The following is a 12679-nucleotide window of genomic DNA, read 5'->3' as shown; positions in this document are numbered from 1 at the left end:
GATTTCTCCCGGAACACGATCACGTAGCTACATGTGATCAGCACGCGACCTGATCGTTACCTCGCTCAGGTGGCGCGTGCCACGGACGGAGGTCGCCACATGGGGAAGCACCGACTCATCCGACAGTCCCGCTCCATGGACAGGCGAACGGTCCTCGCGGCGGGCGGTGCCCTCGGTGGCAGCCTCGCCGCGATGCTGTTCTCCTTCACGCAGGGAATCTCCCAGGCCAGCTCCCGCAACCAGGTCGGCATCCCCTCCGGGTTGGACCCGATGCCGCCCCTGGACACGATGCCGACGGCCCCCGCGCCGGCACCCGGCACGGACTGGCGGCAGGCCGGCCCGCCGGAGACGGTCATCGACGAGGTGCACTCCTACTTCCGGGGGAGGACGGTCGAGCTCCTGACGGTCCGACCCGCCGGCGAGCTGCCCAGGTCGACGCCGGTGTGCCTGGTGCTCCACGGCAGGAACGGCAACGCCCGCCACCCCGGGTTCACCACGCTGCCCCAGGCGCTCGGCGACGCCATCGCGGCCGGCGCGGTCCCGCCCTACGCCTTCGCCCTGGTCGACGGTGGCAACAGCTACTGGCACGAGCACGAGCGGGGAGACGACCCGATGGGAATGCTCCTGGAGGAGGTCCCCCGGTGGCTGGCCCGGCGGGGGCTCGGCGGCCCCAGCGGCCAGCCGGCGGCGGTGGCCGGGGTGTCGATGGGTGGCTTCGGTGCCCTGCTCTACGCCCGGCGGCGCAACGAGCGCCGCCGACCTGTCCGGGCCTGCGCGACCCTCGCCCCCGCCCTCATCACCACCTGGGAGGAGATGAAGCTGCGCAACGCCTTCCACGACGAGGCGGACTGGGCGTCGATGGACCCGCTGCGGCACATCGACAAGCTCGGCACCGTCCCCAACGGGATCTGGTGCGGCACCGAGGACCAGTTCATCGAGGGGGCCCGGCTGTTCACCGCCGCCGCCAAACCGGAGATCAGCTCGCTCTCCCCTGGCGGCCACAGCCTTGAGTACTTCAACGGGTCGCTGCCGGCGATGGTCCGCTTCCTTGGCCGGCACCTCGGCTGACCCGCCGCCGGCGCGAACCGGCGGGGTGCTCGGACACCGACCACCCCGCCGCCGCCCCGCTGCCCCTCAACGGCGGGCGTCGAGGACGTCCCGGTGGTGCAGGGCCCCCAGGTCGGCGGGAGGACCCGGGTTCCCGGCCGCCGCCACGGACTCCGCCCTCGGGTCCAGCGCCCACTCCAACGCACCGGGCCACGGCCCGTACCCGGACTCGGCGTCCAGGTGCCCCGCGTCCGGCACCACGTCAAGCCCGATGCGCAGCGCCCGCGCCCACTCCTCCGACTCGCGGACCGGCGCGATCGGGTCGTCCGAACCGCACACCATCCGCGTGATCCCGGCGGCGCGTCGCAGGCTCCAGCTGTGCGGGGGCGGCGGCCGGAGGCCGACGAGGTCGGGGTGGTTCCACCCTCGGCCGGGGAGACCGGCCAACAGGACCCGGTCCACCCGCCGGTCCCGCCCGCCCAGCGTCGCCGCGTGGTGCAACCACAGCGTCGCGCCGACGCAGTGGGCCAGCACGACGAGCTCGTCGCCCCGGGGTACCGAGGCCAACCGGTCGCGGAGCACCGGTAGCCAGGACCGCAGCACGGGGGTTCCCGGCGACGGGAACCGGGGGAAGTGGACCTGCCAGCCGAGATGGCGCAACTCGGCGGACAACCAGAGCTGCCAGTGGCCCCGGGTGGGGCTCTGCCAGCCGTGCACCAACAGGACATGACGATCGGACATCCCCGGGACTCCCCTCGGTCATCACCTGACCGCCCTCGCGGCACCCCGTCGGTGATACCCCGAGCACCGGCGCCCGGTCCCGCGCACACGCCCGACCCACGCGGGCCATCACCCGAAAGAGCGGCGGCCGGCTCAGGCCCCGAGGTGGCGTCGGAGGAAGCGCAGGCTCGCCTCCCAGCCCGCCCGGTCCGCCGAGGCCGTGCCGGCCGCCGACCCGCCCGACACCAGGTTCTCGTTCCACGCGGCCGTGGTGGGGACCAACGGGGGCCGGAGGAAGTGACCGGCGTCGGGGAACACGATGTTCTCGTCCTCCTCCCCGACGCCGTGGGCGTCCCGCCGGTGCAGGATGGTGGCCGCCATGTCGGGCGCGGGCCACAGCTGGTCGTCCTCCCCGCTGATCAGCAGCAGCGGGCACCGCACCCGCTCCACCGGTATCCGGGCGGCGGACACGGCGGTGTAGTCCCGCAGCCCCGCCGCGTAGGAGGACCGCAGGTGCAGGGCGGACGGACGGGGGTAGCGGGTCACCCTGTCCCGGATCGCGTGCGCCAACATCTCGGGCAGCAGCCGGTTGGCGTGCACCCGCACCCAGGGCAGCGGCTCCCCCCGGTGGGACCAGGAGGACGTTCGGATCGACGGCCCCTCACCGGAGGAGGCCTGCCAGATGACGCTGCTCGGGGAGATGGCCACCACGCAGCGCACCGGTTCGTGGTCGGTGAGCGCGAGGGCCGCGAACGCGCCCTCGGTGCCCACCGACGACGCGTACACCCCCACCCTGTCCGCCGCCACCCGGGGCTGCCTGGCGAGGACGGACAGCCCGGTGGTGACCACCTCCACCGGGATCTCCACCAGGTGCGGCGGGCCCGGGCCGTTGGGCAGGTAGTCGACGACGGCCGCGACGTACCCGTGCGAGGCGAGCAGGGCGGCCCGGGGCTGGATCGCCGCCTCTCCCGCGAACCCCGGCACCACGAGCACCCCGGGAGCAGGCTCGTCGCCGGCAGGGGTGAAGACGGTCAGCCGAACCCCGTTGTCGTTGAGTTCGCGCCGCTCCACCCCGTCGGCGGCCCACCGCCGTCGGATCCACCGGGTCTCCGTGACGCGCCCCGCCTGCGCGACGACCCGGTAGTCGAGCCAGTCGGCGCTGGAGACGAAGTCGGTCGGGGCGGTGCCCCGGTTCGTGAAGGACATGGACCACCACGGGCCCGTCGGGTCGACCCCCTCGTAGGTCCCGACGAGAGGTTCGTCCCTGGCGGTGTCCACGAGTCCGGACACGTCCGCGCCGAAGGTGTTCAGGGAGCCCCAGTCATGCCCCGCCGCGTCGGTGACGCTCACCTCGAGCTTCACTCCGACGTGGGGGTTGGCCCGTACCCGCACCGCCGGGCAGCGGTCGACCAGCCCGTCGAGCGGGTCGATCTCCAACTCCATGCGGACCAACCTCCGCGCTGAGGTAGCGCGTGTCCGCCACCTGCCGCCCCGGCACCGGTCCGGCCCGGTGGAAGGGGCCTCCGGCCCCTCCCACGGCGCCCGCGGCGGTCACGCTCCCGACCACACCGTGACGATAGTGCCGGTGCCGCCACCGCGCTCCTCACCGCGCGGAATTCCCTCAACCGAGGGTCACGCGCTCTTCTCCCGGCGCTCCCGACGGGAGGGCTGCCGCGCCACGATCGTCGGGTTCACGTTCTCCCGGACGGTCTGCTCGGTGATGACGACCTTCGCGACGTCACTGCGGCTGGGGATGTCGTACATCACGGGTTGGAGGACCTCCTCCATGATCGCCCGCAGCCCCCGGGCCCCCGTTCCGCGCAGGATCGCCTGGTCGGCGATGGCCTCCATCGCGGTGTGGGTGAACTCCAGCTCCACGCCGTCCATGTCGAACAGCTTGTTGTACTGCTTCACCAGGGAGTTCCGCGGTTCGGTGAGGATCTGGACCAGCGACTCCTTGTCGAGGTTCGTCACGCTCGCCACCAACGGCAGCCGGCCGATGAACTCGGGGATCAGACCGAACTTGATGAGGTCCTCGGGGAGGACGTCCCGGAAGAAGTCGGTCTTGTCGATCTCGACCTTCGACCGCACCTCGGCCCCGAAACCCAGACCGCGCTTGCCCACCCTGTCCTGGATGATCTTGTCCAGCCCGGCGAACGCGCCGGCGACGATGAACAGCACGTTCGTCGTGTCGATCTGGATGAACTCCTGGTGCGGGTGCTTGCGGCCTCCCTGCGGGGGGACGCTGGCGGTGGTGCCCTCCAGGATCTTCAACAGGGCCTGCTGCACGCCCTCGCCGGAGACGTCCCGCGTGATCGACGGGTTCTCGCTCTTCCTGGCGATCTTGTCGACCTCGTCGATGTAGATGATGCCCGTCTCGGCGCGCTTGACGTCGTAGTCGGCGGCCTGGATGAGCTTCAACAGGATGTTCTCGACGTCCTCGCCCACGTACCCGGCCTCGGTGAGCGCCGTGGCGTCGGCGATGGCGAAGGGCACGTTGAGCATCTTGGCCAGCGTCTGGGCCAGGTAGGTCTTGCCACACCCGGTCGGGCCGAGCAGCAGGATGTTCGACTTGGCCAGTTCGACGTTGTCGTGGCCGTCCCGGCCCCGGTCACCGGCCTGGATGCGCTTGTAGTGGTTGTACACCGCCACCGACAGGGTGCGCTTCGCGTCGTCCTGACCGATGACGTACTGGTCGAGGAACTCGTGGATCTCCGCCGGCTTGGGCAGCTCGTCGAGCTTGACGTCACCCGCCTCGGCGAGTTCCTCCTCGATGATCTCGTTGCAGAGGTCGATGCACTCATCGCAGATGTAAACGCCAGGTCCGGCGATGAGTTTTTTCACCTGCTTCTGGCTCTTCCCGCAGAATGAACACTTGAGCAGGTCGCCGCCGTCACCAATACGCGCCATGGCCGCTGACCTCTGTCCCCTCCGGCGCCCCCCTGGGGTGCGCCTGGCTGTCTACGTTCCCGACGGTACCTTTCCGAACCCGTACAACGGGAGCACAACCCTGCCCGGTGTGCGCCGAGCGCGCCGGCACCCCGGCGCACTCGGCGTGTCGGATCAGCTCCGGGACAACTTCCGGTAGGGCAGCACCTCGTCCACGATGCCGTACTCGAGGGCCTCCTGCGCGGTGAGGATCTTGTCGCGCTCGACGTCCTCTCGGACCTGCTCGGCGCTCCGGTTGGTGTGCCGGGCCAGCGTCTCCTCCATCAGGGCGCGAACCCGCTGGATCTCGTTGGCCTGGATCTCCAGGTCGGAGACCTGGCCGTACGCGCCCTCCATCGCCGGCTGGTGGATGAGCACCCGGGCGTTGGGCAGGGCGAGCCGCTTGCCGGGGGTACCCGCCGCCAGCAGCACGGCCGCGGCCGAGGAGGCCTGGCCGAGGCAGGTCGTCTGGATGTCCGGACGGACGTACTGCATCGTGTCGTAGATCGCCATCAGCGAGGTGAACGACCCGCCGGGCGAGTTGATGTACATCGTGATGTCCCGGTCCGGGTCGTTGCCCTCCAGGACCAGCAGCTGGGCCATCAGGTCGTTCGCCGCGATGTCGTCGACCTGTGAGCCGAGGAACAGGATGCGCTCCTCGAACAGCTTGTTGTACGGGGTCATCTCCCGCACGCCGTAGCTGGTCTGCTCGGTGAACGACGGCAGCACGTAACGGGACGTGGGTTGGTGCAGTTCACGCACGGGTGTCACTCCTTGTGATCAGCCTGGGAGCGCTGGGTGTCGGTGGTTGGTCGGGCTCAGCGCCCGCTGCCCGAGCTTCCCGGGCTCATCTCGGTGGCGCGGCTGACCACGTGGTCGACGAAGCCGTACTCCTTGGCCTCCTGCGCGGTGAACCAGCGGTCCCGGTCCGAGTCGGCCACGATCCGCTCCAGCGGCTGCCCCGTGTGGTCGGCGATGAGCTGCGCCATCTCGTCCTTGTCCTTCTTCCAGACCTCGGCCTGGATGGCGATGTCGGAGGCGGTGCCCCCGACGCCGGCGGACGGCTGGTGCATCATCACCCGGGCGTGCGGCAACGCGTACCGCTTGCCCCGGGCGCCGGCGGACAGCAGGAACTGCCCCATCGACGCCGCGAAACCCATCGCGACGGTGGCGACGTCGGGCTGGATCAGCTCCATCGTGTCGTAGATCGCCATGCCGGCGAAGACCGAACCACCGGGCGAGTTGATGTACAGGCGGATGTCGGCCTCGGGGTCCTCGGCCTCCAGCAACATCAGCTGCGCGCAGATCTGGTTGGCGATGTTCTCCTCGACCTGCGTGCCCAGGACGATGATCCGCTCACGCAGCAGGCGCTCGTACACCGAGTCGTTCAGCGAGAGGCCGGCGTTGGCTCCCCGCATGTAAGGCGTCAGGTTGGGTTGGTGGTGCGTCACGTCTGCCTGCCTTCTCCAACAAGTAGTCAGTCGTACACCCCGCCTCGGCTGCCCGGGGCGTCGAATGGCCGGGTTGCGCCGTTGGTTGTCCGGGGACTGGTGCTGTCGACCCTAACGAAAACGGGCGGCGTTGATCCCGCAACACCGCCCGTGTTCGCCGAGAGCGTGCGCCGGCTCGGTGCCGGCGGTCACTGCTCGCTGGTGGCCGTCTCCTCGGACTTCTTCTCCTCGCCCTCGGCCGGACCGAACAGCTCGTCCATGTCCACCGCGTTGCCGGACTCGTCGGTGACCGTCGCGTGCCGGACGACCCCGGCCAGCGCCTTGCCCCGCCGCACGTCGGCGTAGATCGCGCCGAGCTGGTTGGACTGCTGGGCCCGCTGCACGTACTCGTCCGGGCTCACGCCGAAGCGCTGCGCCTGGTAGATGATGCGCTGGGTGAGCTCCTCGTCGGAGACGCTGACCTGCTCGGCGTCGGCGATGGTGTCCAGCAGCAGCTGGGTGCGCACCGCCTTCTCCGCCTCCTCACGGGTCTGGGTCTCGAAGCTCTCCAGGTCCTGGCCCTGCTGCTCCAGCCAGGCGGCGAACTGCTTCTCGTCGTGGTCGAACGGGTGCACCGCGTCGTGCTTGCGCACGTCGATCTCGGCCTCGACGACCTTCTCGGGCAGCGGCACCTCCGTGGTGGCCAGCAGCGCCTCCAGGACCTTGTCCCTGGCCTGCATGCCCTGCTGCATCCGCTTGACCCGGGCCACCCGCTCCCGCAGGTCGCCGCGCAGCTCCTCGATGGTGTCGAACTCGCTGGCCAGCTGCGCGAACTCGTCGTCGGGCTCCGGCAGCTCCCGCTGCTTGACCGACTGGAGGACCACGCTGACCTCGGCGTCCCGCCCGGCGTGCTCCCCGGCGACCAGCTTGGTCGTGAAGTTCCTCGTCTCACCCTGCGAGGCGCCGACCAGGGCGTCGTCGATGCCCTCGACGAGCTGACCGGAACCGATCTCGTAGGACAGGCCGGAGGTGGTGGCCTCCTCGACGGGCTGCCCGTCGACCGAGGCCGACAGGTCGATGACGACGAAGTCACCCTGCTGGGCCGGGCGGTCGACGCCGGTGAGGGTACCGAAGCGGGCGCGCAACTCGTCGAGCTGCGAGTCGATGTCGCTCTCCTCGACCTCGACGTCGTCCACGGTCACCGCGAGCTCACCGAACGCGGGCACGGTGATCTCCGGCCGCACGTCGACCTCGGCGGTGAAGGTCAGCTCCTTGCCGTCGTCGAGGTTGGTGACCTCGATCTCCGGACGGCCCAGGGTCCGCACCTCGCCGGAGTTCACGGCCTCCAGGTACTTGGCCGGGATGGCCTCGTTCACGACCTCCTCGAGAACGACGCCCCGACCGATGCGGCTCTCCAGCACCCGGGCCGGGGCCTTGCCCGGCCGGAAGCCGGGGATGCGGACCTGACCCGCGAGCTTGCGGTAGGCACGATCGAAGTCGGGCTTGAGCTCGTCGAACGGCACCTCGACGTTGATCCGTACCCGCGTCGGGCTGAGCTGCTCGACGGTGCTCTTCACGTGATCTCCTTGTGCGTTGCGGTCTCGGCTTGCCTCAGGGCAACGGGCGCCGCGGGAGTCTAGACAGAAATGACTGCCGAGACGCCGTCGGGGCGGCAGGTCAACGGTTCGAGGCCGGGCCGATCCGGCTCGGCGGACCCGGCCCGTTGATCACGTCACCGACCGCGCGCACGGCGCGGCCGGCGGGGCGCCACCCTGACCGACGATTCTAGGCGAGAGCGACCAGCCGGGAGCCCGGGGTGTCCCGGGCGTACGACCCGCGTCGTCACATCGGCGGCGGCTCCAGGTCGCAGTCGGCGCGCTGCCGGCCGATGGCGGCGATCACCTCGGGATGCCGTTCCCCGAGGGAGTCGCGGTAACGGGTCACGGTGTCGGCCTCCAGATCCTTGGCCCGACCCCGGTCACCCCCGTCGAGCAGGTCGATGGCCAGGTTGGACGCGCAGGCCAGGGTGTGGGGGTGGCTCCGGCCCCTCGCTCGCCGCAACTGCTCGAGCGTGCGTTCCCCCAGCAGCACGGCGCCCGGCTGGTCGCCCTCCGCGGCCAGGTCGCTCGACAGGTTCGTGGCGGCCGCCAGCGTGTAGGGGTGTTCCTCGCCCATCACGGTCCCCAGCAGCCCGTGGGTCTTCTCGTTCAGGGCCCTGGCGGCCTTGAGGTCGCCGAGGGCGCGCAGGATGATGGCCAGGTTGACCCCGGCCACCAACGTGTAGGGGTGCTGCTGGCCGAGCTGGCTCTTGCCGTTCTCGTAGGCCAGCCGGGCCTGGTGGACGGCCGCCGTGTAGTCGCGGCTCAACCGGAGGTCGTTGGCGAAGTTGGTGATGGCGGCGATCGTCTCCCGGTTGTTGGGCCCCAGCAGGGTGCGGTGGCGCTCCACGCCCTCCGCGGACAGGCTGAGCGCCCTCGGGTAGTAGCCGGCCTTCCTCGCCGACACCGCCAGCCCCCGGAAGGCGCGCAGCGTCCCCAGGTTGCGATCGCCGAGCACCCGCCGGTAGTTGTCGAACACCCGCTGCTGGGTGGTGTACGCCCTGGCGTAGAAACCGCACTCCCGGAGATCGTTGGCGACCGCGTTGGCCGAGAACAGGGTCCTCGGGTGGTTCTCGCCGTGGATCTTGCGCCGCCGGGCGAGGGTCTTCTCGTCCCGTTTGCGCGCCTCCTCGAACTCCCCGACCAGCCGCAGCGAGATCGCCAGGTTGTGCCCCGCGAGCAGGGTGTTGTGGTGGTCGCGGTCGAAGGCGTCGGTGAGCTGCCGCAGGGTCTGCTCGTCCAGCTCCCGGGCACCCCGGAAGTCACCCAGCTGCCGGAGGTCCGCGGCGTAGCCCATCGCCGCGTGGATGGCGTGCTCCGGGTACTCCTCGAAGCGGGCCCTGGCCACGTCGAGGAACCGGGCACCCAGTTCCCGGGCCTCGGCCACCCGGCCCGCCGACCGCAGCAGGTTCGAGTAGTGGATGCTCAGCGCCACCACGTCCGCGTGCTCGGCCCCCAGTCTCGGCTCCCACCGCCGCATCGCCCGCTGCCCCAGCTCGATGCCCGGCGCGTTCTCCCCCCGGTGCGCGAAGAAGCTCAGCACGTTGAGCACCATGCGCCGGATCTCGGGGCTGTCGACCCGCTCGACGGCGTCGGAGTGGTCGACGTGCTGGGCGAGTTCCGCGTACCGGGACCACTGCCGCTGGTCGCCAGGGTCACCCGGGTCAGCGACCGCGAGCAGCTCGTGGACCGTGTTCCTGGCCTCCTCCGCCTGCGCGGGGGTGAGCCGGCCTCGTTGCGCGGCCTGCACCATCTGGTGCAACTGGATGGCCGCTCCGCTGGACTCGTCGGTGCCGTGGGAGATCCGGGCCAACGCGTAGTGCCCGATGGCGTCGAGGATGCGGGCCCGCATCAGCGGGTTCCTGATCTGGGAGTGCAGCGGCTCCGGCAGCACCACCAGCGGACGCGGCCGGGACCCGATCATGTCCTCGGGGCTGAACAGCCGCAGCGGCACGCTGATCGGCGCGAAGTAGGCGCCCAACCGCAGCAGTTGTTCGGCGGCGGGCTGCTCCTCGCGCAGCCGGTTCAGCGGGAGGTTCCACACCGCGGCCACCGAGCGGTCGTAGTGGGGCAGCTGGGTGTCCTCGAAGAGCTTCGTGTAGTGCTTGCCGTACAGGTGCAGGAACTCGGGCACCTGCTGCCTGCCGTGCCGGAGCCACCCGGCCGCCAGTTCCAGGGCCAGCGGGTGGTCACCCAGGACCTGCGCGACCCGTTCGGCCTCCATCGTGGACAGGTTCGCGATCCGGTGCAGGAAGTCGACGCTCTCGGGGCGGCTGAAGGCCCCCACCTCGATGAGCTCGCCGACCGTCTCCCAGTCGGGGTTGCGGGAGGTGATCAGCACGTGCCCGGGGCCGTCGGGCACCCACCGCCACAGCTTCGTCGGATCGGTCGCCGCGTCGAAGATGATCAGCCAGCGGCGGAAGGGCTGCCCCCGGCGCAACGCCTCCCGCACCACGGAGACGACCTGGTCGGCCTCCAGCCCCTCGGTGCGGATCTGCATGGGCCCGATCAACTCGGCCAGGTCGTTCTTCGCCGTCGCCACGTTCTCGGCGCGCACGCACCACACGAGGTCGTAGTCGGCGCGGAACCGGTGGGCGTACTCGAAGGCGAGCTGGGTCTTCCCGACGGCCGGCATGCCGTGCAGCACGGCCGGCTGCCGGGTCAACGGCTGCCGTCGTAACTGGACGCGGAGGGAGGCGAGCGCCTCCTCCCGGCCGGTGAACCGGCCGTGCGGCCGGGGGATGTGCCGACCCCACACCAGCGGCTGGTTGCCGGGGAAACGGGTCAACGCCTCGGCGGTGATCTTGCGGATCAGGGAGGGACGTTCCTCCACCCGGTCGGAGTCGGGAAGCCCGGCGAGCAGCCGTTCCCGCGCGCCCGCCTCGTCGACGTCCCGCAGGTCGATGTAGACGAAGGGCCGGCTCACCTCGGGGATCTCGCTGGGTGCCACCAGCGCGAGCATCAGCCTGTCCAGGTGGGGCGCGGCCTCGTTCACCGCGGTGTCCCACTGCTCCGCGGTCCAGTCGCTGGCCTGGAAGAACGCGTCGCTCAGGACGGCGATCGTCAGGTCGTTGCCGGTCAGCCCCTTGCGCAGCAGCTCCGACAGGTCCGCCTCCGGCGCCGGAGCCCAGGTCACCAGCTCGACCGCGTACCCAGCGGGTTCGAGCTGCTGGCGGATCCACTCCGCCCACAACTGGTCGGCGCTGGCGTGGGAGATCAGCACCGACCGCGGCGGAAGTCCACCTGGCAGCACGTTCGGCCGGCCGGGGAAGTTGTCATTCGGACCCATGATCCCCATCGCCCTTCAGCTGGCACCCGGTAGTGAGCAGGTACAGGCTAGTCGCCCAAAGGCCGCCACCCTCCCATGTCGAGCGGTTCGTCGTACCCGGGTCCGGGCCGACCCTCGAATAACCAGCGTGCCACGGATATCGGGTCGGCGACGCCGTCGCACAATTGCCTGATGCGGAGGTAAACCGCGTGGACCAACTCCGGACGGCACAGCAGCCACTCCGCGAGCCCCGGATCACCCGACCGCCGCTCGACCAAACCGAGCCCGACCCAGGCGTCCCGATGGCGGGGACTGTCCAGCAGGCGATTCCGGTAGCCGAGTTTCGCCGCGTCGTCCTCCCCTGCTATATCGGCAAGTTCCACCCGAAGTATCGCATCCCGCGCCATACCGTTGCCGTCCTGTGACCGAGAAAGCCGGCGCGCGACGAGATCGGGGTCCCGCACGGCCGCCCTCCGCAGACCGGCACGGGGGCTGTCGGGGCCCAGCGGGGGTGGGCACAGTTCGGTTTCCGGTGTCAACCTCGCCGGTGCCGGGCCGCCCGCCGCCCATTCCTCGGCCAGGTTGTTGACGAATACGGGATCGGCGCGGAGATTCCGCAACCTCCACTGCGCGCGGTGTTCGGCGGCGGCGTCGATCGCCAGGGCACGCTCGCGGACGGGAATCGGTTCCGCGCGCCAGCGGGACAACCGGCGTGACATCGTCGTGAGGAAATGCCGTCCGGCGGGGTTGAGCGCCGGCGAGGTGGCGAGCACCCGGGCGGCGAAATGCGTCTGGATGAGCCACAGCGCGAACTCGAAGTGCGCGGTCGCCCGCTCCGCGTCGTCCCCGCTCTGCCACCGCTGCCGCCGCCAGAAATCGGCGACCGCGAGATGGGCGTAGACACCCTGCAACAGCGCGCCGGCCGGCCGAGGATCGTTGCGCCACGGCGCGTAGTAGCGGGCCGGGTCGTTCCCGTCGGCGAGCGGCACGAGGTCGAGGAGCGCGCTCAGCTTGGAATGCTGGAACTCGTGCACCAACACGGCGCCCAACTGCGCGGCGTCGGCCGGGAGGGAGAGGGCGACCGAGCCGAAGGCGTCGCTGTGGGTGGCGCTGCGGTTGCCACCCACTCGCCTCGCCATCGGCACCAGGGCCCGCAGTCCCGCCGCCAACTCGCGGGAGGACTCCGGGTGGTGCCGCTCCAACAGGTGCCAGCAGCGCTCCACCAGGTCCCGCCAGTCGCGCTCCTGGCCCTCCTCCAGGTGGTGGGCGGTCGCCAGATCGCCCCCGCCCCGGAACGGGTCCACATCGTCCAGCAGCACGCGCAGGCTGAGCCGACCGCTGACGGCGATCCTGCTGATCGGACGCCACCCCGGCGCGGCCTTCCCCAGGTCGGTGGGCAGGGTCACGACGGCACCGCCGAACCACACCCGCACCCGAAGTCCCGAGGTGCCCCCCTCCGCCCGGACCAACGCCGGCGGCGGGGCCACCGGGTCGGACATCCCGGGGTCCTCCCCACGGACGTCGGTCGAGGCGCCCGGGGTGGGCTCCGGCGCGAGGACCACGCCGAGCGTGGGGAGCACCAGGCGCCCCTCCACCAGCGGGACCGCGATCTCGAAGGGTTCGGCGGCTCGGATCGCGGCACTGGCGGCCAGGGCCGCCAGGTACCAGGAATCGTCCCGCACGTGGCG

At 71.0% G+C, this 12679-nt stretch carries 9 protein-coding genes; 1 reads left to right on the top strand and 8 read right to left on the bottom strand.

What is annotated here, in order from left to right:
• The first annotated feature begins 135 nt into the window (after positions 1 to 135).
• Positions 136 to 1068 (top strand): alpha/beta hydrolase, encoded by a 933-nt coding sequence (locus tag G443_RS22280; protein WP_245588762.1) that lies wholly within the window; start codon positions 136 to 138, stop codon positions 1066 to 1068.
• 66 nt (positions 1069 to 1134) lie between these two features.
• Here the strand turns inward: G443_RS22280 and G443_RS22275 are convergent, their stop codons facing one another.
• From G443_RS22275 to G443_RS22240, 8 genes are all read right to left on the bottom strand, one after another.
• Positions 1135 to 1788, bottom strand: a complete 654-nt coding sequence (locus G443_RS22275; protein ID WP_051313860.1) for an RBBP9/YdeN family alpha/beta hydrolase — start codon at positions 1786 to 1788, stop codon at positions 1135 to 1137.
• 132 nt (positions 1789 to 1920) lie between these two features.
• Positions 1921 to 3210, bottom strand: a complete 1290-nt coding sequence (locus G443_RS22270; RefSeq protein WP_026418507.1) for an acyl-CoA thioester hydrolase/BAAT C-terminal domain-containing protein — start codon at positions 3208 to 3210, stop codon at positions 1921 to 1923.
• A 189-nt stretch (positions 3211 to 3399) separates the two neighbouring features.
• Positions 3400 to 4677 (bottom strand): ATP-dependent Clp protease ATP-binding subunit ClpX, encoded by a 1278-nt coding sequence (clpX, locus tag G443_RS22265; protein ID WP_026418508.1) that lies wholly within the window; start codon positions 4675 to 4677, stop codon positions 3400 to 3402.
• 153 nt (positions 4678 to 4830) lie between these two features.
• A complete protein-coding gene (locus G443_RS22260) occupies positions 4831 to 5457 on the bottom strand; it encodes an ATP-dependent Clp protease proteolytic subunit (RefSeq protein WP_026418509.1) in 627 nt (208 codons plus the stop codon).
• 56 nt (positions 5458 to 5513) lie between these two features.
• On the bottom strand, positions 5514 to 6146 hold the full coding sequence (locus G443_RS22255; protein WP_026418510.1) for a ClpP family protease: 633 nt from the start codon (positions 6144 to 6146) through the stop codon (positions 5514 to 5516).
• 188 nt (positions 6147 to 6334) lie between these two features.
• Positions 6335 to 7702 carry a trigger factor gene (gene tig / locus G443_RS22250; RefSeq protein WP_026418511.1) on the bottom strand — a complete coding sequence of 456 codons (1368 nt, stop codon included), beginning with the start codon at positions 7700 to 7702 and terminating at the stop codon, positions 6335 to 6337.
• 265 nt (positions 7703 to 7967) lie between these two features.
• Positions 7968 to 11012 carry an FxSxx-COOH system tetratricopeptide repeat protein gene (gene fxsT / locus G443_RS22245; RefSeq protein ID WP_162147297.1) on the bottom strand — a complete coding sequence of 1015 codons (3045 nt, stop codon included), beginning with the start codon at positions 11010 to 11012 and terminating at the stop codon, positions 7968 to 7970.
• A gap of 47 nt (positions 11013 to 11059) precedes the next feature.
• Positions 11060 to 12673: an aKG-HExxH-type peptide beta-hydroxylase gene (locus G443_RS22240; RefSeq protein ID WP_253860270.1), complete on the bottom strand. Its 1614-nt coding sequence runs from the start codon at positions 12671 to 12673 to the stop codon at positions 11060 to 11062.
• Positions 12674 to 12679: the final 6 nt, after the last annotated feature.

Origin of the sequence: Actinoalloteichus caeruleus DSM 43889 (assembly GCF_000429185.2) — a bacterium.
In the GTDB taxonomy this organism is placed as follows: Bacteria; Actinomycetota; Actinomycetes; order Mycobacteriales; family Pseudonocardiaceae; genus Actinoalloteichus_B; species Actinoalloteichus_B caeruleus.
Note: the sequence above shows the minus strand (reverse complement) of the source record. Positions and strands in the feature narration are given on the sequence as shown.

What these genes read in the sequence shown, in the direction of transcription:
- G443_RS22280 (WP_245588762.1), top strand. Translation starts at nt 136, where the DNA reads ATGGACAGGCGAACGGTCCTCGCGGCGGGCGGTGCCCTCGGTGGCAGC.
- G443_RS22275 (WP_051313860.1), bottom strand. Translation starts at nt 1,788, where the DNA reads ATGTCCGATCGTCATGTCCTGTTGGTGCACGGCTGGCAGAGCCCCACC.
- G443_RS22270 (WP_026418507.1), bottom strand. Translation starts at nt 3,210, where the DNA reads ATGGAGTTGGAGATCGACCCGCTCGACGGGCTGGTCGACCGCTGCCCG.
- clpX (WP_026418508.1), bottom strand. Translation starts at nt 4,677, where the DNA reads ATGGCGCGTATTGGTGACGGCGGCGACCTGCTCAAGTGTTCATTCTGC.
- fxsT (WP_162147297.1), bottom strand. Translation starts at nt 11,012, where the DNA reads ATGGGTCCGAATGACAACTTCCCCGGCCGGCCGAACGTGCTGCCAGGT.